The organism is Marinimicrobium sp. (assembly GCF_002695945.1).
In the GTDB taxonomy this organism is placed as follows: domain Bacteria; phylum Pseudomonadota; class Gammaproteobacteria; order Pseudomonadales; family Cellvibrionaceae; genus Marinimicrobium; species Marinimicrobium koreense.
Genome location: NZ_NZQP01000012.1, coordinates 25,321 through 45,455, shown reverse-complemented (window position 1 = coordinate 45,455; position 20,135 = coordinate 25,321). Strand labels below are relative to the sequence as shown.

The window sequence follows — 20,135 nt, the reverse complement described above, 5'->3', positions numbered from 1 at the left end:
NCTTACCTCACNTAGCCAGGCTGTCAGTGGTCTGCTCGTCTTCTTCGAGCCANTCNACTTTNTCCATCTTGCGGACAATGACGAATTCGTCGCGGTTNCAGCCTACGGTGCCGTAATAGTTGAAGCCGTANGCCTGTTGGGCGTAGCCACCGATCATATGNGTGGGTTTCATCACCGCNCGGGTCACAGAGTTGTGAATCCCGCCGCGGGTTTTGGTCAGGTTCGATCCNGGNGTGTTGATGATCCGCTCCTGGGCGTGATACATCATGCTCATGCCCTCGGGCACCCGCTGNGAGACGACCGCACGACAGGCGATAGCGCCGTTGACGTTGAACACGTCGATCCAGTCGTTATCCTCAATNCCCGCTTCCTTCGCGTCNTTCTCGCTCAGCCACACNATCGGGCCNCCGCGCGANAGGGTCTGCATCAGCAGGTTGTCCGAGTAGGTGCTGTGGATGCCCCATTTNTGGTGNGGGGTNATCCAGTTGAGCACCAGCTCTTTGTNGCCNTTGCTNCGCTGATTGAGAATNGGCTCGACGGTTTTCAGGTTTACCGGCGGCTTGTACAGGCAGTGNTGCTCACCGAAGTCGAGCATCCACTCGTGNTCCTGATAGAACTGNTGACGACCGGTGATGGTGCGCCANGGGATCAGNTCATGCACGTTGGTNTAGCCNGCGTTGTAGGACACNTGCTCGTCTTCCAGACCCGACCAGGTGGGNGAGGAAATGATCTTGCGCGGCTGGGCGACNATGTCNCGGAAGCGNATNTTNTCNTCNTCNTTGGGCAACGCCAGNTGCTTGTGATCCCGNCCGGTAATTTTGCCNAGGGCGTCCCANGCTTTTACCGCCACATGGCCGTTGGTTTCCGGCGCAAGGGACAGNATCACTTCACAGGCATCAATGGCGGACTCGATCCGCGGGCGGCCCTGGTTGGCGCCCTCTTCNTGATGCACGCGGTTGAGNTTNCCGAGGAATTCNACTTCCTCTTTGGTATCCCAGTTGATGCCCTTNCCGCCATTGCCCAGCTTGTCCATCAAGGGNCCGAGNGAGGTGAAGCGGTGNTAGGTGTTGGGGTAGTCCCGNTCCACNACGTTGATGTTGGGCATGGTCANGCCGGGTACCGCATCGCACTCGCCTTTCCACCAGGCTTTGACGCCGTAGGGCTGNGCCATTTCTCCCGGGGAGTCGTGCATGATGGGTGTGGTCACCACATCCTGCTCCACCCCCAGATGGCCGTTGCTCANCGCGGAGAATTTTTTGGCGATGCCTTTGAAAATGTCCCAGTCGCTGCGCGATTCCCACACCGGGTCCACCGCTTCGGTNAGCGGGTGGATAAAGGGGTGCATATCCGAGGTGTTCATATCGTCCTTTTCGTACCAGGTCGCGGTCGGCAGAACGATGTCGGANTANAGGCAAGTGGTGGACATACGGAANTCCAGNGTNACCCACAGGTCCACCTTGCCCTCCGGCGCCTCATCGCGCCAGGTGACGTCCTCGGGCTTGGCCTCGCCGGTTTCGCCCAGGTCTTTGTTCATCAGGCCGTGNTTGGTNCCCAGCAGGTGGCGCAGCATGTANTCGTGGCCCTTGCCGCTGGANCCCAGCAGGTTGGAACGCCAGATGAACATATTGCGCGGNTAGTTCTGNGGGCTGTCCGGATCTTCGCAGGCGAANTTCAGCTCGCCACTGACCAACTGATCGCGCACATANTCNTTGACGTCTTTACCGGCCGCCTTGGCGGCTTCGGCCAGNTTCAGCGGNTTGGTCGCCAACTGCGGNGCGGACGGCAACCAGCCCATGCGCTCGGCGCGGGTGTTGTAATCCAGAATACTGGACTGCCATTTGTCCTTGTTCGCCANGGGCGAAACCAGGTCGCTCATGTTCAGTTTTTCGTAGCGCCACTGATCGGAATGCGCGTAGAAGAATGAGGTACCGTTCATCTGCCGGGGCGGACGCTGCCAGTCCAGACCAAAGGCCAGGGGCTGCCAGCCCGTCTGCGGGCGCAGCTTTTCCTGACCCACATAGTGCGCCCAGCCGCCGCCGCTCTGACCGATGCAGCCACACATCATCAACATGTTGATCAGGCCGCGGTAGTTCATGTCCATGTTGAACCAGTGGTTCATNCCGGCNCCNACAATGATCATGGAGCGGCCGTGGGTTTTATCGGCGGTGCGGGCAAACTCCCGGGCAACGCGGATCACATGCTCGGGTTTGACCCCGGTCACGCGCTCCTGCCACTTGGGNGTGTAGGGNTTGTCGTCATCAAAACTCTGGGCGCAGTTGGGATCGTCCAGACCATTGTCCACGCCATAGTTGGCCAGAGTNAGGTCGTACACGGTAGCGACCAACACCTCGCGGCCATCGGCCAGCTTGACGCGTTTGGCCGGCACCTTGCGCATCTGCACTTCGGCGTGTTCGGTGTGCTGGAAATAACCGTAGTCGTGCTCTTTACAACCNAAGTAGGGGAACGCGACTTCGGCCACNTCATCGCTGTTGCCTTTCAGGGACAGCTGCAGATCCACTTCNTCGCCGGTTTTGCCATCGCGGTTCTCCAGGTTCCACCGGCCGGCTTGGCCCTCCGGGCGACCCCAGCGGTAACCGATGGAGCCNTTGGGGCTGACCAGNCGCTGGTCGTCGCTGTTAATGGCAATGGTTTTCCAGTCCGGGTTGGCTTCCTCGCCCANGTTATCCACCAGATCCGCCGCGCGCAGAAAGCGACCCTGCTGCAGACGACCGCCTTCGTCATCNAGNATGACCAGGTTGGGCATATCGGTNTAGCGCTTCACATAATTTGTGAAGTACTCNCTCTGGGAGTCNACGTAGAACTCTTTCAGGATCACGTGACCGAANGCCATGGCCAGGGCCGCATCGGTNCCCTGGCGCGGTGCCAACCACTGNTCGGTCAGTTTGGCNACTTCGGAGTAGTCCGGCGTGATGCTGATGACCTTGGTGCCCTTGTAGCGNACTTCGGTCAGGAAGTGGGCATCCGGGGTNCGGGTCTGGGGNACGTTGGAACCCCAGCAGATGATGTAGGAGGAGTTGTACCAGTCGGCGGATTCCGGCACGTCGGTCTGCTCGCCCCAGACNTGTGGTGAGGCGGGAGGNAGNTCGCAGTACCANTCGTAAAANCTCAGGCAGTTGCCGCCNATCAGGGACAGNTAACGGGCNCCGGAGGCGTAGGACACCATNGACATCGCGGGAATGGGCGAGAAGCCGGTGATCCGGTCCGGNCCATAGGTTTTTGCGGTGTAGACGTTCGAGGCGGCAATGATTTCATTCACCTCGTCCCAGTGCGCCCGCACAAAGCCACCGAGGCCGCGACGGGATTTGTAGCTTTTCGCNTTGGCCGGGTCTTCNACAATGGACGCCCAGGCGGCCACCGGGTCGGTGTGCTCCTGACGGGCTTCGCGCCAGAGNTTCATCAGGGACTGGCGCACCTTGGGGTATTTCAGGCGGTTGGCGCTGTAGATNTACCAGGANTANCTGGCACCGCGNGGGCAGCCNCGAGGTTCGTGGTTGGGCAGNTCNGGNCGNGTNCGCGGNTANTCNGTCTGCTGGGTTTCCCAGGTGACCAGACCGTTCTTCACGTAAATTTTCCAGCTGCAGGAACCGGTGCAGTTCACNCCATGGGTGGAGCGCACAATTTTGTCGTGCTGCCAGCGCTGGCGATAGCCGCGCTCCCATTGGCGATCTTCATCGGTGGTAACGCCGTGGCCTTCGGCAAAAGGTTCTCGCTGCGCCTGAAAGTAGCGCAGCTTGTCGAGAAGGTGACTCATTCGCGGACTCCTGAACAGAGGCTATGACAATGCCCGGNTCAGGGCATCGCTCGGTATCAATTTCACCCGTTCATAGTGCGCAATAATCCGCGAGCCCGCCACTGCCCCCAACGCCCTTCAAATGCCCCCTTCTACCCCCTTGGAGGTATCGCACCGATCCCCTAACCCATTGATTTCGTTGACCTCATGGATTCCAACTGACAACAAAACCACGACTTGGGCGCCCTTCAATTCATCGGTGGTATCCCGTAAGAGACGTGGGGTTTTTGCGAGTCATTTTCATTCCTGGATGTGGTACAGTCTCCGATCCTTTAAAACAACAATCCCGCGCCACCGGCGCCCTGTTTGGAGAACCGACCATGAAGCTGGAATCACTGGCCCTACACTGCGGGTACGAGCCCGAGCCGACCACCCATGCGGCCACCACCCCCATCTATCAGACCACCTCCTACACCTTTGATGACACCCAACACGGTGCCGACCTGTTCGACCTGAAGGTGCAGGGCAACATCTACACGCGCATCATGAACCCCACCAACGCGGTACTGGAAGCGCGGGTCGCGGCGATGGAAGGGGGTATCGGTGCCCTGGCGTTGGCCTCGGGTATGGCCGCGATTACTTACTCCATTCAATGCATCGCCGATGCCGGCGACAATATCGTCAGCACCAGTCAGTTGTACGGCGGCACCTACAACCTGTTTGCCCACAGCTTCCCCCGTCAGGGCATCGATGTGCGCATGGCGTCCTTTGATGATCTGGAGAAAATGGAAAGCCTGATCGACGACAAAACCAAGGCGCTGTTTTGCGAGTCGATTGGCAATCCCGCCGGTAATATTGTGGACCTGCAAGCACTGGCGGACATCGCCCACCGCCATGGTATTCCGCTGATTGTGGACAACACCGTCGCCACCCCCTTCCTGTGCAAGCCGTTCGAGTTCGGCGCGGACATCGTGGTCCACTCCCTGACCAAATACATTGGTGGCCACGGCACCACTGTGGGCGGCGTTATTGTGGACTCGGGCAAATTCGATTGGGTCGCCAACAAAAAACGCTTCCCGATGCTGAATGAGCCGGACCCCTCCTACCACAATGTGATTTACACCGAAGCCCTGGGCGAGGCCGCTTACATTGGCCGCTGCCGCGTGGTACCGCTGCGCAACACCGGTTCGGCCCTGGCACCGCACAGCGCCTTCCTGATCATGCAGGGCTTGGAGACGTTGGGCATTCGCATGGAGCGTCACTGCGAGAACGCATTGAAGGTCGCCCAACACCTGAAGCAGCACCCCAAGGTCAACTGGGTGAACTACGCCGCCCTGCCGGACAGCCCCTACAATGGCCTGTGCCAGAAAATCAGCGGCGGACGCGCCTCGGGTATTCTGAGCTTCGGTATCAAGGGCGGTAAGGAAGCGGGGGCGCAGTTTATCGACGCGCTGCAGATGATTCTGCGCCTGGTGAACATCGGCGATGCCAAATCCCTGGCCTGCCACCCGGCCACCACCACCCACCGTCAGTTGAACGAGGAAGAGCTGAAATCCGCGGGTGTGTCGGCGGACTTGGTGCGACTGTCCATTGGTATTGAGCACATCGATGATATTATTGCCGATATCGATCAGGCCCTGGAGAAAGTCAGCAGCTGATCCCATCGGTCAAACGCCGGCCGGGACTCAAGTCCCGGCCGGCCCGTTCAGACGGCACCGCTATGCGCACCCAATCCCTGGTTCTCAGTATCAAGCTCGCCCTCGCGGGCATCGTCGCTCTGGCCGCCCTGACCATGGCCGCGTCCTACTGGTTATCCGACCGGGCCGACAGTGACGCCCACGCCATCAACCTGGCCGGCTCCCTGCGCATGCACACCTACCACTTGCTGGCATTGGAAGAGAGCCCCGCCGCCAGCACCGAGCGCCGCGAACAGGTCCTCGGTCAACTGGAAAGCACCTGGAATCACCCCCTTTTTGAGCTGTTGCGTCACCGCAGCCCGGCGCTCGAACAGCGGCTGGAAACCACCGAAGCCCAGTGGCGACAGCTGCGCACGCAACTCAACAACCTGAACGCCGACGAGCGCATTGCCGCCACCGAGGCCCTGGTCGAGCAGATCGACGCCACGGTCGGTGAACTGCAACGTCACGCCGAAACCAATGCCTCGCTGCTGCGCCTGGTTCAGGTGATTGCCCTGTTTACCATTCTGGCGCTGGCCGCCGTGGTGGTGTACTGGCTTCACCTGCGGGTGGAGCAGCCCCTGGCCGAGCTGCTGGGGGTCACCCGCCGGGTCAGCCAGGGCGACTACGAGCACCGACTGGCGCCGCGTTATATGGATGAGCTGGGCGAAGTGGCCGAGTCGTTCAACCAGATGAGCCGCGCCATCGCCTACGCCCATGGGGAAATGGAAGCCCAGATTGCCCAACAGACCCGGGAGCTGCAGCGCAGCAATACGACGCTGGAGTTTCTGTACCAGACCGCTCAGACGATCATCGAGCAGGAGCCCGAGGGCATCGACTTTCAGCCAATCATCACCCGTGCCGCCGAAGTCGCCCAAGTGGACGATCTGGAACTGTGCCTGATTACCTCCGCTGGCGATCATCCCTATCGTCAAGTCAAACCCGAGGACAGCGAGTACGATATCTGTATGACCCGTAACTGCGGTGATTGCCTGAGCGGCGAGTTGCTGAGCAATGCCCAGGGCACCGGTTTGCCGGATCCCGTCTATCGCTACAGTTTCCCCATGAACCGCGACCAGCAACACTACGGCGTACTGGTGTGTCGTATGGGCGACAGCGGCAGCCTCACCCCCTGGCAGCAGCAATTACTGCAGTCGGTGGCAGACCAGATCGCCATGGCACTGAGCCTGCAGGCGGAAGAAGACAACGCGCGGCGACTGTCCCTGGCCCACGAGCGCACGGTGATCGCCCGGGAGCTGCACGACTCCCTGGCCCAGGCACTGTCGTATCTGAAAATCCAGGTCACCCGCCTGAACCGGGCGCTGGCCAAGGACGACAAGCAAACGCTGGAAGACGTCTCCAAAGAATTGCAGGAGGGGCTGAGCTCCGCCTACCGGCAGCTACGCGAACTACTGACGACTTTCCGTCTGAAAGTGGACGGCCCCGGGCTGCTCGGCGCCCTGCAAACCAGCGTGAAGCAGCTCAGCGCCCAGACCGAGATGACCATCGAGCTGGATTACCAACTGGAAAGCCTGCCGCTAACGCCGAACGAAGAAATCCACCTACTGCAGATTGTGCGCGAGGCGACCCAGAACGCCCTGCACCACAGCCAGGGCCAGCGCGTCGATATCCAGATTGAGCGCCGGCACAATAAAGTGTCGGTGGTGATCGACGACGACGGGGTGGGCATTCCGGAGAACCCCGAAAAGCTGAACCATTACGGCATGGCGATCATGCAGGAGCGCAGCAAAAATCTCGGCGGCGAGGTGACCATCGGCAACCGCACCGGAGGCGGCACCCGGGTCCAGTTCCTGTTCACGCCGGACTGCCTGCGCCAGGCAGGCGTGTTTGCCCGCGAAGCTTAAAACCAACTACGGAGGAGAGCAGTGCCCCAGGCGAACACCCCCACCACCCACCCGCGAGGCTCAGCTCTCGAGGTCTTTCTGGCGTTCCTCAAACTCGGGCTGACCTCCTTCGGCGGCCCCGTCGCGCACCTGGGCTACTTCCGCGAAGAACTCATCAAACGCCGGCAGTGGCTGAGCGAACAGGGCTATGCCGACCTGATCGCGCTGTGCCAGTTCCTCCCTGGCCCGGCCAGCAGCCAGGTGGGTTTTGCCCTGGGCATGATACGCGGGGGGTTTATCGGCGCCCTGCTCGCCTGGGTCGCCTTTACCCTGCCCTCCGCCGCTCTGCTGTTCGGCTTCGCCTACCTGGCCGATGCCTTTGGCGGCCCCCTGGGGCAGAGTGCCATCGACGGCCTCAAGCTGGTGGCCGTCGCGGTGGTGGCCCACGCGGTCTGGGGCATGGCACGCAACCTCTGTCCGGACCGGACCCGTGCGCTGATTGCCCTGGGCGGCATTGCGGCGGTGGTTTTCATCCCGACCGCATTTGGACAGATTGGCGCCATCACCCTTGGGGCACTCGCCGGGTTGGTGTGGTGCCGAAACCTCCAACGCCCCGAGGCTGGACATATAGCGCTGCCTTTGTCGCGCCGGGCCGGTAGGGTTTTTCTGGTGGCCTTCTTCGCCCTACTGGGGGGCCTACCACTGGCGGTAGCGCTCTGGCCCGCCCACGCGCTGGCGCTGTTCGAAGCCTTCTATCGCTCCGGCGCCCTGGTCTTTGGTGGCGGCCATGTGGTGCTGCCCCTGCTCGAATCCCGGGTAGTGGACACCGGCTGGGTCAGCGCCGATGCCTTCCTTTCGGGTTACGGCGCCGCCCAGGCGATTCCGGGCCCATTGTTCACCTTCTCGGCCTACCTGGGTGCGGTGGATGCCAATCTCGGCGGCCTGCTCGGGGCCAGCATTGCGGTGCTGGGGATCTTTCTTCCCGGTATGCTGCTACTGCTGGGCGTACTGCCCTTCTGGGACCAACTGCGCCGGAAGCGCTTCGCTTTCCCGCTTATGGCCGGCGCCAACGCCGCCGTGGTTGGGATACTGGCCGCCGCCCTCTACCAGCCGGTGTGGACCAGCGCCGTACTTACGCCCTCGGACTTTCTGATCGCCGCCGCGGGCTTTGTGTTGCTCTCAGTCTGGAAGCTGTCGCCGCTGAAGGTGGTGGTGGGCATCGTCGTGGCCAATACCCTACTCGGGCTTGCCAGTTGACCCCCAAAGGAAAGGCACCGAATGATCCCAGGCTCCCGCCTCGCCGTATCGCAATCGTCGAGGCATGAGGGATCAACTCTGCCCCATCGACAGCCTGGCCCATCAAACACAAGAGCTCGTTTATGCACAGTGCCTCAATAGCGATCATCGGCGGCGGCTTGAGCGGCCTGTACGCGGCTTACCGGCTGGAGCAGATGGGCCTTACCGACTATGTGCTGATTGAAGCGCGCTCGCGCTTTGGCGGTCGTATCGAGTCCCCCACGTTCCCCGATATGACCGGCCCGCACAATCGGTTTGATCTGGGCCCATCCTGGTTCTGGCCTGAGCTCCAGCCGCAACTGATGCAACTCATCCAGGCAATGGATCTGGAGGTATTCGAGCAGTTCGAAACCGGCGCCATGGTGATTGAGCGATCGCCCGATGTTGCGCCCATTCGGACCAATGGCTATGTAAACTCGCCGCCCTCCATGCGGTTGGCGGGCGGCGTGGCCAGTCTGGTGGAGGCCCTGCACCGACGGCTGGATAAAACCCGGTTAATGACCGGAGAAACGGTCCAGAGCCTTCGCTACCGCGATGATCATATTGAGCTTGATAGCGTCGATATCGCCCATTCCGTCACCACCCGAAAGGTCCAGCGGGTGCTGCTGGCCATGCCTCCGCGGCTGGCGGAAAGCACCATCGCCTTTGATCCGCCGTTGCCCGAGCCACTGGCTCGGCAGTGGCGCTTCACGCCGACCTGGATGGCACCACACGCAAAGTACGTCGCGCTGTATGACACACCGTTCTGGCGGGAACAGGGGCTATCGGGTGAGGCTCGCAGCCTGCACGGCCCCATGAACGAAATTCACGATGCCTCCGTACCGGGCGGTGCGGCGGCGCTGTTCGGTTTCTTTGGTGTTCCGGCCCAGGTGCGCCAGACGGCGACCGAGGCGACGTTAAAGGCCCACTGCCGGTCGCAGCTCGGTCGGTTGTTTGGGCCACAGGCGGCCGAGCCCCGAGCTGAACTGCTTAAAGACTGGGCGCTTGACCCGCTCACCGCTACATCGGCTGACCGACGGGACGGCGGCGCCCATGTCGCGGCACCGGAAATCGAAGCGCCCTCTGGCCCCTGGCGAGGTCGCGTGACCGGTATTGGCAGCGAGTGGTCAAAACCGTTTCCAGGCTACCTGGCCGGCGCCATCGACGCTGTCACCCGAGTCGTGGAGCGGATCCCGTCAGAAACTCAGGGGTGGACGTAACCACAACGAAAAGCCCACGACGCCTTGACCGTGTTATCGTAATTACCTCATTTCAAGCAGGAGTGAATCACCATGAGTTCCATCGTCCGATGTGCCACTACCGCCCTGTTATTGCTCTGGGCCGTCAATTCTCTCGCCGGTGACTTGTCCGCCACCGCCGAGGCCCATGACTTTTACACACCGAGCGAGAACCTGGTAACCGGGGGCCAACCGTCGCGGGACGAGCTGGCGGCCCTCAAAGCGGCCGGGGTGACCAAAGTGATCAACCTGCGTGGACCGGAAGAAAAGGTCGCCTTTGACCCCAAGGCGGAAGCCGAGGCACTGGGTATGGAGTATGTCTCACTGCCCATTTCCGGCGCCGGTGATGTGACCGCCGACAATGCGCGTAAACTGCACCAACTGCTGCAGCAAGAGGATGATGAACCGGTCTTCCTGCACTGCGCCTCAGGCAACCGGGTGGGCGCACTGCTGGCCATTGCCGCGCACCAGATTGAAGGCAAACCTCTGGACGAGTCTCTGACCCTGGGCCGCTCGGCCGGGCTGGGCTCACTTGAAGGCAAGGTGCGCTCGGTACTCGACGAGTCAGGCCGCCAGTAAATCAATTCATTAAACATCAAACAGTGGAATTCCCATGAGCTTTAACACAGAAAAATACCCCGGTGTGGCCGACGAGGCCCCGAAGGAAACCGACGGCTTTCGCTTTAACCACACCATGCTGCGGGTGAAAGACCCTGAGCGCTCCCTGGCCTTTTACTCCCACGTGCTCGGCATGCGCGTACTGCGCCGGCTGGACTTTGAGGAGATGGAGTTTTCCCTGTACTTCCTGGCCAAGCCCGATGCGGACGAGCCCCTGCCCGAAGACGCGCAAGAACGCACCCGCTGGACCTTCAGTGAGCGCGGCATTCTGGAGCTGACCCACAACTGGGGCACCGAGAAAGACCCGGACTTTGAGTACCACGACGGCAACAGCCAGCCCCAGGGCTTTGGCCACATCTGTTTTTCCGTGCCCAACCTGGAAAAGGCCGTCGCCTGGTTCGATGCCAATGATGTGAACTATGTAAAGCGCCCGGAAGACGGCAAGATGAAGCACATCGCCTTCATCAAGGACCCGGACGGCTACTGGATCGAGATTGTCCAGGCCGAGCGGATGGCGCCCTCCTGACGCCATCCCAACCCGCTAGCCTTTCTCCAGGGCTTTGATAAACGGCTGGTCATACAGCCTTGTTCCCGTAGCCCGGTACAAGGCGTTAGCCAGCGCTGGGAAGACCGGCGGAAACGGTGGTTCGCCCAGACCGGTGGGGTCTATGTCATTGTCGACAAAGTTCACATGAATCTGGCGGGGGATTTCGTTCATGCGAATTATCCGGTAGCGATCAAAATTACGCTTATCCGGCTTACCGTCAGTGAACGTCATCTCGCCGTACATGGCATTACCGATGCCATCGATGACTGCACCCTCCACCATGTTGACCGCCGCATCGTGATTTACCACAACGCCACAATCCACCGCGCTGTGCACCTGGTCGACTTTGGGTAAGCTATCCCCCTCCTGGGTGACGGTTACCACCTGAGCCGCGTAGGAGTTATGACAGAAGTAGGCTGCTACGCCTTTCTTGACGTCCGAGGGCATGGAGTTCCAACCCGACCGGTCGCGCACCAGTTTCAACACGCCCGCATAGCGACTCGGGTCGTAGTCATTGTTCTCGCCGACCGGATTGTTGTTCGCCCGCTCCAGCAAGCTCAAACGAAACGCAATCGGATCTTCTCCGGCCGCCTCGGCCACTTCATCCAGAAACGCCTGCTCGGCCAGCGCCATGAAGTTGGAGCGAGGTGCACGAAACGCCCCGGTGGTGATATTGGAGGGAATCACCAAGCCCTCCGCCAGGTAGTGATCCACGGCCCCGGCGGGAAAGCGGTTTTCATGCACGCAATGCTCGGTCAACCCCACACCGCGAACCTGATAAGCCACCAACTGGTTATTTTCATCCAGCGCTGCTTTGAGCTGAACGGTATAGGTGGGGCGATAGATCCCCATGGTCATGTCGTCTTCGCGGCTATAGATCAGTTTGACGGGCGCCTTGACCTGCTTCGAGATAACGGCCGCTTCCACCAGATAGTGGGAGTACGCGCGACGACCAAAGCCGCCTCCCATGCGGGTCATTTCAATGCGAACCTTATCGGTGGGCACATTGAGCCGGCTGGCCACAGTGCCCTCGATAAAAGCCGGCGCTTGCAGCGGGCCCGCCACATGAACCTCGTCGTCGGAGACATGGGCAAAAAAGTTCATGGGTTCCAGTGTGTTGTGCGCGAGTAACGGTGCCCGGTATGTCCTCTCGATCACCGTTTCGGCTTGCTCGAAAGCCGTTTTAGGGTCTCCGTCCCGGCGCAACACTTCCAGCTCGCCGTCCAGCGCATTGTCCATCGCCTTGCGGTGACCGTCGGTACTCTCCAGACCGCCGGGCACCTTCACCTCAATGGCAGTACCAAAACGATCAATGGTCTCGGTCCGGGCAGGCATGGCCTTCCACTTCGCCGACAGGGCTTTTTTCGCCTTCATCACCTGCCAGGTTTTATGCCCGACTATGGCGATAAGGCTGGGGAAGGCGGTGGTATCAAAATAGTTCTTTTGGTAGTCCGGTCGCATGGACTCAAAGACAAAGGCATCCACAATGCCTTTCATTTTTTTGATCTCATCCAGATCCGCCGAGTCAACCGTCTGCCCAAAGGCCGGAGGGTGCTCGATCATCGCCACCAGCATACCTTCGGCCTGATAGTCGAGGCCAAACATCGGTTGGCCGGTCACAATCTTCAGGCCTTCCAGGTTTTTCCGGGACTGTCCGATCAACTCAAACGCACTCTTGTTTTTCAAGGGTACTTGCTTGGGCATCGGGATCATGGCCGCTTCGGACGCCATCTCTCCGTAAGTGCTGGTTTTTCCGGAGGCGGCGTGCGACAGAACACTTTTTTGAGTTGATACCTCTTCAACCGGAACATTCCACTTCTTAGCCGCCGCCTGACGCAACATGTGTCGAGCGCTGGCGCCGGCCATGCGTAAACTCTGCCAGGCGAGTCGGATAGACTGACTGCCCCCGGTAAACTGGCGCTGATAGTCCTCGGGTTCAAACTCGGCCTGTTTGGCCGTGACCTTTTCCCAGTCGGCGTCCAGCTCCTCCGCCAGAATCATGGGCATGGAGGTCATCAGGTTCTGACCAAACTCCGGGTTGGGAACCATGGCGGTAATATCGCCCGAGGGCGCAATCCGAAGATAGGCATTCAGTTCAAAGGCCTGATCGGTCGCGGCTTCACCCGAGGCAGCCGCCGCGCCGCTCAGCCAGCTGAAGTTGATCAACAAACCGCCGCCAGCCGCNGCACTGGCCTTCAGGAAGGCCCGGCGGCCGATGGAGGTTTTCAACACAGTCGCTTCGCTTTCGGTTTCAGTGCTCATATCCCTACCTCCTTACGCCTTTGCGGCCGTTTTAATGGCTGTCTTGATCCGGCTATAGGTTCCACATCGGCACAAGTTACCGGACATGGCCTCCTCAATCGCCTCGTCGTCCGGACTGGCATTACGGGCCAGTAAGGCGGCCGCCGACATGATCTGCCCCGCCTGGCAGTAGCCGCACTGGGCCACGTCGTGTTCCAGCCACGCCTGCTGAACCGGGTGGCTGCCGTCCTCGGAGAGCCCTTCAATGGTGGTAATTTTGGCATCACCGATTGCGGACACCGGGAACGAACAGGATCGAATGGCATTGCCGTTCATGTGCACGGTGCAGGCGCCACATTGGGCGATACCGCAGCCAAACTTGGTGCCCGAAAGGTTCAATTCGTCTCTCAGCACCCACAGCAAAGGCGTGTCCTGATCGGCTTCGACTTCGTACTTCTGGTTGTTCACGGTAACGTTATAGGTAGGCATGGGACCCCCAGTTTGTGGTCTTGCAAAGTTCAATGAACTGTACATCGAGTGGTTTGAATCAGTGATCCCGGTAATGGCTTATATCCTTACTCGGCGCCCTTCCGAACATCCGGCTGTATTCACGACTGAACTGGGACACGCTGGCATAACCTACCCGGTGACAGGCCGTACTGATATCCACCGCCCGGGTCAGCAAGAGTTGTCTGGCCTCTTGTAACCTCATAGTCTTCTGAAACTGCAGGGGCGTCATCTTGGTTACCGACTTAAAGTGATGGTGGAACGATGACGAACTCATGTTGGCAAGCTCAGCCAAGTGGTCGATCTTGATCGGCTCCCGGAAATGTTCCTTGATCCAGGTGATTGCTTCGGCCACCTTGAAGGCGTGCGAGTCGGACAGGCCGATGTGCGCGATGGCCGCCCCGGCCGGACTGCGCAGCAGCCGGATAAGAATTTCGTCGATCATTAACGGAGCCAGAAGATCGGCATTGTCCTGGCTGAGAATCAGCTCAAGCATGCGAATGGCCGAGCGCACAATGTCGGGGTTCGCTTCATCGAGGTAGATGGCTTCGTTATGCCGAGTCATGGGCAAGCCGTTCGGGTATGCCCGGAAGATCAGTTCCGAGAGCTTTTTCCGATCGATATGCACCACCAGGCACAGATAGGGCTCCGCCTTGGACGCCTCAATGAATTTAACGCCAAGCGGCACTTCCGCCGCATANACCGCCATNCGGGACTCGTTGTACTCGTAACGTCTGTCGGCCAGGTACACGCACTTGGTTCCCTGAGCCACCAGNCACAGCCCGGGCNTACTCAGCGTATGCTGCAATTCGGAGGACGGCGAGGACTGACGCAGGACATGAAGCCCCGGAACGGGCAGGTCAAAGCGGCCATCGTGCGGGGCGAATCGTTCGATGAGGCGCGCCAGNACACCCAGCTCCTGCGGGGCAGGCNCTGATTNTTGCTTATCGGCNGACTTGTTCGACTCGACCGACTTGCCCGATTGGAAGGGAACGACATTNTGCTGCTCAGTCATAAAGNAGACCCACTGGCCAAAATGTGTACAGATCCGCTAAGTATATTCCCTGCTAACACCCACCANTTGCCCATAGCCACTAACCTTTTGCCTGATCCTGCAGGCGACCGGCNCCCNNCGCNATGCTTCNGNTACCGGTAAGCCCACCANCATCANGCGCCNAAGCTCAACGGGACTANTGTTNAATCTCGTGGGTGTCTCTCACGCTACTGAAAGTGAGATCGAGCATTTGCCAATCACCATCCAGCTTTTTATACACTTCAGTCACGGTAAATTCGTTGGAGACCTCGTTTCCACGCACCACCGCTACCAGTGTGATGCGGTTCCACGCGATGGCGGTGTCGCCGATCACCTCCACCGCCACATCATGAACCTCAGCGTCTTTGTACCAGATACTGCCGGACTCAATAATTTCCAGTTCCCGCTCTTTTTTCCAAGAGCCACTCATATGCACGAATTTGGACTGCTCATGGAAAAGCGCTTCCAGCTTTTCAACGTCTTTATCCGCCATCCACTGCCACTTGGCGGCGGAAATTTCCCGGATCTCACGTTCGCTCACGGAGCTATCGGCAAAACTCAGCTGTGATGCCAAAAGCAGTGCCAATAGGCCAAACAAGGATTGTCGTAAGGTCATAAGATCTCTCCTGCCGNTTGNTTCAGTCATTCGATAGTAGGAGAGCGGGAAGCGCTAAACAAGATCAAAAATCAGGATGCTTTATTGAATTTTATTCATCAATCNGCGGGAGCCGGCTCGCGCAACGCCTCAAGAACGACCGCAAAGGCGCCTGATGCNGGCTTTCGGCTTGGGTAATAAAGGTGGTAGCCGGTGTAGGGCTGACACCACTCATCCAATACTCTGATCAGCCGCCCNGCGGCCAAATGCTCGGTGGCCACATCCTCCGGCAGGTAGGCCAACCCCTGGCCGGCCAACGCCGCTCGAAGAATGGGGGAGACACTATTGAATATCCAGGAGCCGGTCACCTTGACGGTCAGTTCCCGTTTACCTTTCTCAAACTCCCAGGGCAGCAGCCCTCCATGGGTGGGCAGACGCAGGTTGATGCAGTTGTGCTCCGCCAGTTCCTGGGGTGAGCGGGGCTTCGGGTGATGGGCGAAGTAGTCGGGAGACCCCACCACGGCAATGCGGGCATCCGGGCCGATGCGTACGGCGATCATGTCATTGGCCAGCTCTCCTCCGAGACGAACGCCCGCGTCGTAACGCTCAGCNACNATGTCGGTGCGAGCGTAGTTGACTGTGACCTCGACGGTGATATCCGGNTATTGGGGGAGTACCTTGGCCAGCTTGGGCCAAATCAGGGTGTTGGCGGCATGCTCGGCGGTGGTAATCCGAACCGTGCCAGCGGGCCGACTGCGCTGATCCCGCACGGCGTCCAGCTCANTATCGATCCCCTCAAAGTGTGGGGCTATACGCTCAAACAGACGCTCCCCCGCCTCGGTGGTGGACACNCTGCGNGTGGTTCGAGTCAGAAGACGNACCTCCANNCGNGNCTCCAGNGCNCGGATNGCNTGACTGAGCGCAGAGGTCGAAATNCCCATCTGCGCCGCNGCCCGGGTAAAACTGCCCTCCCTCGCCACATGGATAAAGGCAAGCAGCTCNCTGTAACTGTTTCTGGCCATTATTGAGCTCTGTTCAACAAACCNTCCTGATTATAGAGGCTAATCATGGNAGTGTCCAAGCGGTAAGCTGGAACCTGCGCTGGACGTCCCGCTTGAGACCAGAGGCAAGAACGAAGTCACTCAGAGCAGAGTANGTACGACCAATGGCTCGCTCAAAACAGGCGTTTTCATGGCGTGGAGAATCAGGCAAACGTTCGACAAAATCTCGCATCCCTTGAGTCTCAGCGACGCCTACACTGAAGCTCGCNCTAAACGCCCCACGGCGACACTGATTAGAAATAGCCAAACGGTTAANACCGGTAAGCCGGGCGATTAAACAGTCTCTATGAGGAATATTGACGATGACGACANATTCATCAGATCAGAGCTTGCCAAAAGACACCCAAGCAACGACGAAATCCAATCGCCAACGACTCCGGACATTATTTCATTCGAGCGTTCTCGCAACGACGTTCGCCATCTCGGGAGAAACTGCCGCTGCGGATTACAGAAACAACCCTTTCACATTGGTCTATGAGGGTGCCATCACCGAAAACGTCGAGGGCGAAGTCAATATCAACCCGGTTACCTATGACCTCAACGGCATCGACATTTCGGCGAATCTTTATACACCCGCGAACTACGATCCTGGCAATGAGTACCCCACAGTGGTGATTGCTCACCCCAATGGTGGGGTAAAAGAACAAGTGGCCGGTTTATANGCCCAGCGCCTGGCTGAACAGGGGTACATCACTATTGCGGCGGATGCGGCCCATCAGGGCGCCAGCGAGGGTACGCCTCGTCACGTGGACAAGCCAGCCAACCGCATTGAAGACATTCACGGCATGGCCGACTTTATCAGCCAGTACGCGGGTGCTGATTCTGAGCGTATCGGCCTTCTCGGTATCTGTGGCGGGGGCGGTTATGCCCTAAAGGCCGCCCAGACGGACAAACGGTTTCAGTCGATTGCCACCTTGAGCATGTTTAATTCAGGCCGAGTGAGGCGCAATGGCTACCGCGACTCCCAGCTTGACACCATCCAGCAACGGCTGAAGGAGGCCTCCGAGGCGCGAGCCCAGGAAGCCGCNGGTGGCGAAATTCTCTATGCGGCCGATCAAGAACTCACGGACGAGCAAATTGCTGCTCTGCCGTTTGCGCTGTACCGCGAAGGCTTTAAGTACTACGGTGACACTCACGCCCACCCCAACTCCACCTTCCGGTACACTAAAAGCAGCCTTCTGGCGCTAATGAACTTCGATGCAGCCACCAATATGGACCTGATTGATCAACCCTTGCTGATGATCGCTGGAAGCGAGGCGGGTTCGCTGTACATGAGCCAGGACGCTTTCAAGGAAGCCGACCAGGCAGAGAGCCGAGAGCTTATGCTCATTGACGGAGCGACCCACATCGAAACCTACTGGAATCCGGAGTACGTGAACCAGGCCGTTGACAAACTGACCCAGTTTTTCAACAAAACATTGAGATAGGAGGCAGCTATTGTAAACCGGGTTAAACCCTGGGAANGACCATCTGCTTCGCTCACAGCGGCCCCTATCTAGGCTGACCTTGCCGACAAGGGGCCGAACCAGGTGTTTTTATAGACATCACGTAACATATTCCAAGCTCAAGCATGCAACGGAGAACCACATGACCAGAACGCAACTGAAAGGTGCACTCATCTTGATGTTATTCACGGCTGGTGCACAGGCCAACAANGAGCAACCAGGCCAAACGATAGTCAAAGGGCAGGATCACGAGGTCAACCAAGCGCCCGCCAATCGCTTCTCAGGCGATGCCCATTTTTCACGCTTTCCGACTATGCCCTCCCCCGGTGACGTCGCGCCCGCCACGGTGACATTTGAGGCCGGANCCATCACCAACTGGCATATCCATCCCCACGGTCAGTACCTGATTGTGACTGACGGTGAAGGCCGAACCCAGGAGTGGGGAAAGCCCATACAGACACTGCAAGAAGGCGATGTGGTGATATGCCCGCCGGGCGTCAAGCATTGGCATGGTGCCAGTGAGCACCGTTCAATGACCCATATTGCCATCAGCCCGGTATCCCCGGACGGACAAGGCGTCACCTGGTTAGAGAAGGTGGAGCTCCCCGAGCCCAAATCAACGACACCCGACCAACCCGAAGCGCCCACCCCGGTGACGCTCACGGAAAAGCAACTGAGCCTGATCCCCATTGCGGCCTTCTCTGCGATCGGAGATACAGAGAAGCTCAAGCCAGCTCTCGTTCAAGGCCTGGAANGTGGCTTGACCGTGAACGAAATCAAAGAGGCCTTTGCGCATCAATACGCCTATGCCGGCTTTCCGAGAGCCTTAACCGGCATGCTGACATTCAGAAGCCTACTGGAGGAGCGCAGAGAGAACGGTATTGAAGACGTTCAAGGTAAAGAGCCGAGCCAATTGCCCGATAGCACGGATTACTACCAGCTTGGTTCAGAAACCCTGGAGTACTTAACGGATCGAACCATGGAAGAAGCGTCACAACCGCTGTTTGGTAATTTCTCTCCCACCATGGACCATGCGCTGAAAGCCCATCTGTTCGGCTATTTGTTCAGCCGGGACAACTTAGGCTACCTTGAACGGGAACTCGTTGTGGTGGGTACGCTTTCAGCCATCGGGGATGTCAACGCTCAGCTCAACTCCCATTTGACCATTACGCAGGATCTGGTGGGTGATTCAGAGCAGATGGAAAGAGTCATGGCGACCCTGGAGAAGGAAGTCGGAAAAGACGTAGCCCGTAATGCTCGGGGTGTTTTGCGAGGCATTCAATAGCCCCCCCCGAAGCATCATCAATCGCACCAAGGGAGACGTTTTCGTCTCCCTTGGTGCGAAAGAGTTGGTGACCCTAAGCGCTACAAAATTTCAATGCGTTCCAGCCAGTCGTGAACCTTGGATCGAACCTCATCCTTTCGCTCGCCCTCTATCGAGAGATAGATGCCGTCNCTTTCCAGACCACCTTTGACCGAGAAGCCCTCCAGAATAGTAGATTCCGAACAGAGCATCTCCACCGTCTCAAAACCGCTTCCGACACCATAGCCACCATGGGTATTGAACGGGATAACTCGCTTACCACTCAAATTGTTCTCATGCAGAAAGCTCTTCATTGGAGGCGGCATCTGCATATCCCAAGTTGGGAATCCCACAAATACTGTGTCGTATCCGTCGATGTTTTCGATCTCGGTTTTCAGCGGAGGGAGGTAACCAGTTTCATTTTCCTCATCAACCTGAGCGACAATCGNATCATAGTCTTCCGGGTAAGGGGTTTCGAGCTCCAGCGCGACACTATCTCCACCCACGGCCTCTTGGATGATATCCGCAACGGCTTTGGTGTTTTGCGTGCGACTCAGGTAAACAATCAGCACTTTATCACCCAACACCTCTCTCCCAACCTCTAGATCTTCGCTCGATACGTTTGAAGCAAAGCCAAGCAAAGCCGCCAAAAGTATGAGCCCCACCAAGACGGCTTTTATTGCTTCACTGGTCTCTTGAGTCATGGTAAAGCCTCTTCCGTTACATGCCTGGTCACAGGGTTCTGAAGGTTTACGACTATCGCCCTAAACACATTGACGATCTCGATAGCTACTGGTCTCTTTACTCGGCGAAGCACCAAATTATAGGTTTCAAACCTCTCGGCGTTTTGCCCATACAGAGCCAGCTTTTGCCCAATCCTTCTGGAGAGCATACCTCTTCACAAGAATAAGCGGTCCATTTGCCCCCCCCTCATCGCGCAAAGTGCTATTTAATCATGCAGTTGCGCCCATCTCACTATTTCGCCATCCTATTGGTACACT

At 58.7% G+C, this 20,135-nt stretch carries 14 protein-coding genes and 1 pseudogene; 8 read left to right on the top strand and 7 right to left on the bottom strand.

Going from position 1 to position 20,135, the window contains the following annotated elements; genetic code table 11:
- Positions 1-7: 7 nt before the first annotated feature.
- Positions 8-3,772: pseudogene (locus CMG77_RS01135) on the bottom strand (nitrate reductase subunit alpha).
- Between the two features lie 359 nt (positions 3,773-4,131).
- Between CMG77_RS01135 and CMG77_RS01130 the strand changes: the two are divergent.
- From CMG77_RS01130 to gloA, 6 genes are all read left to right on the top strand, one after another.
- Positions 4,132-5,409, top strand: a complete 1,278-nt coding sequence (locus tag CMG77_RS01130; RefSeq protein ID WP_024461197.1) for an O-acetylhomoserine aminocarboxypropyltransferase/cysteine synthase family protein — start codon at positions 4,132-4,134, stop codon at positions 5,407-5,409.
- 62 nt (positions 5,410-5,471) lie between these two features.
- Positions 5,472-7,292 (top strand): ATP-binding protein, encoded by a 1,821-nt coding sequence (locus CMG77_RS01125; RefSeq protein WP_286807281.1) that lies wholly within the window; start codon positions 5,472-5,474, stop codon positions 7,290-7,292.
- 21 nt (positions 7,293-7,313) lie between these two features.
- Positions 7,314-8,528: a chromate efflux transporter gene (gene chrA, locus CMG77_RS01120; protein WP_286807280.1), complete on the top strand. Its 1,215-nt coding sequence runs from the start codon at positions 7,314-7,316 to the stop codon at positions 8,526-8,528.
- 122 nt (positions 8,529-8,650) lie between these two features.
- Positions 8,651-9,766, top strand: a complete 1,116-nt coding sequence (locus tag CMG77_RS01115; RefSeq protein WP_286807279.1) for a flavin monoamine oxidase family protein — start codon at positions 8,651-8,653, stop codon at positions 9,764-9,766.
- Positions 9,767-9,838: 72 nt separating this feature from the next.
- Positions 9,839-10,363: a protein tyrosine phosphatase family protein gene (locus tag CMG77_RS01110; RefSeq protein ID WP_286807278.1), complete on the top strand. Its 525-nt coding sequence runs from the start codon at positions 9,839-9,841 to the stop codon at positions 10,361-10,363.
- A 34-nt stretch (positions 10,364-10,397) separates the two neighbouring features.
- On the top strand, positions 10,398-10,928 hold the full coding sequence (gene gloA, locus CMG77_RS01105) for a lactoylglutathione lyase (protein ID WP_286807277.1): 531 nt from the start codon (positions 10,398-10,400) through the stop codon (positions 10,926-10,928).
- Between the two features lie 15 nt (positions 10,929-10,943).
- Here the strand turns inward: gloA and CMG77_RS01100 are convergent, their stop codons facing one another.
- The 5 genes from CMG77_RS01100 to CMG77_RS01080 form a co-directional block, all read right to left on the bottom strand.
- Complete coding sequence (locus CMG77_RS01100) at positions 10,944-13,211, bottom strand: xanthine dehydrogenase family protein molybdopterin-binding subunit (protein ID WP_286903465.1); 2,268 nt, start codon at positions 13,209-13,211, stop codon at positions 10,944-10,946.
- Positions 13,212-13,223: 12 nt separating this feature from the next.
- On the bottom strand, positions 13,224-13,679 hold the full coding sequence (locus CMG77_RS01095) for a (2Fe-2S)-binding protein (protein ID WP_024461204.1): 456 nt from the start codon (positions 13,677-13,679) through the stop codon (positions 13,224-13,226).
- 58 nt (positions 13,680-13,737) lie between these two features.
- Positions 13,738-14,712 carry an AraC family transcriptional regulator gene (locus tag CMG77_RS01090; RefSeq protein ID WP_286903464.1) on the bottom strand — a complete coding sequence of 325 codons (975 nt, stop codon included), beginning with the start codon at positions 14,710-14,712 and terminating at the stop codon, positions 13,738-13,740.
- A 175-nt stretch (positions 14,713-14,887) separates the two neighbouring features.
- A complete protein-coding gene (locus tag CMG77_RS01085) occupies positions 14,888-15,346 on the bottom strand; it encodes a nuclear transport factor 2 family protein (protein ID WP_286903463.1) in 459 nt (152 codons plus the stop codon).
- Positions 15,347-15,444: 98 nt separating this feature from the next.
- A complete protein-coding gene (locus tag CMG77_RS01080) occupies positions 15,445-16,347 on the bottom strand; it encodes a LysR family transcriptional regulator (protein ID WP_286903462.1) in 903 nt (300 codons plus the stop codon).
- 341 nt (positions 16,348-16,688) lie between these two features.
- On the opposite strand from CMG77_RS01080, the gene CMG77_RS01075 reads away from it, so the two are divergent.
- Complete coding sequence (locus CMG77_RS01075; RefSeq protein WP_502691713.1) at positions 16,689-17,813, top strand: alpha/beta hydrolase; 1,125 nt, start codon at positions 16,689-16,691, stop codon at positions 17,811-17,813.
- A gap of 160 nt (positions 17,814-17,973) precedes the next feature.
- The gene (locus CMG77_RS01070; RefSeq protein ID WP_286903460.1) at positions 17,974-19,116 is read left to right on the top strand and encodes a cupin domain-containing protein; all 1,143 of its coding nucleotides are present in this window, start codon (positions 17,974-17,976) and stop codon (positions 19,114-19,116) included.
- A gap of 80 nt (positions 19,117-19,196) precedes the next feature.
- On the opposite strand, the gene CMG77_RS01065 is transcribed toward CMG77_RS01070, so the two are convergent.
- Positions 19,197-19,838: a flavodoxin gene (locus CMG77_RS01065; RefSeq protein ID WP_286903459.1), complete on the bottom strand. Its 642-nt coding sequence runs from the start codon at positions 19,836-19,838 to the stop codon at positions 19,197-19,199.
- Positions 19,839-20,135: the final 297 nt, after the last annotated feature.

Bases quoted from the DNA above. Each gene is read 5' to 3' on its own strand.
- CMG77_RS01115 (WP_286807279.1), top strand. From the start codon at position 8,651: ATGCACAGTGCCTCAATAGCGATCATCGGCGGCGGCTTGAGCGGCCTG.
- CMG77_RS01130 (WP_024461197.1), top strand. From the start codon at position 4,132: ATGAAGCTGGAATCACTGGCCCTACACTGCGGGTACGAGCCCGAGCCG.
- CMG77_RS01125 (WP_286807281.1), top strand. From the start codon at position 5,472: ATGCGCACCCAATCCCTGGTTCTCAGTATCAAGCTCGCCCTCGCGGGC.
- CMG77_RS01110 (WP_286807278.1), top strand. From the start codon at position 9,839: ATGAGTTCCATCGTCCGATGTGCCACTACCGCCCTGTTATTGCTCTGG.
- CMG77_RS01095 (WP_024461204.1), bottom strand. From the start codon at position 13,679: ATGCCTACCTATAACGTTACCGTGAACAACCAGAAGTACGAAGTCGAA.
- gloA (WP_286807277.1), top strand. From the start codon at position 10,398: ATGAGCTTTAACACAGAAAAATACCCCGGTGTGGCCGACGAGGCCCCG.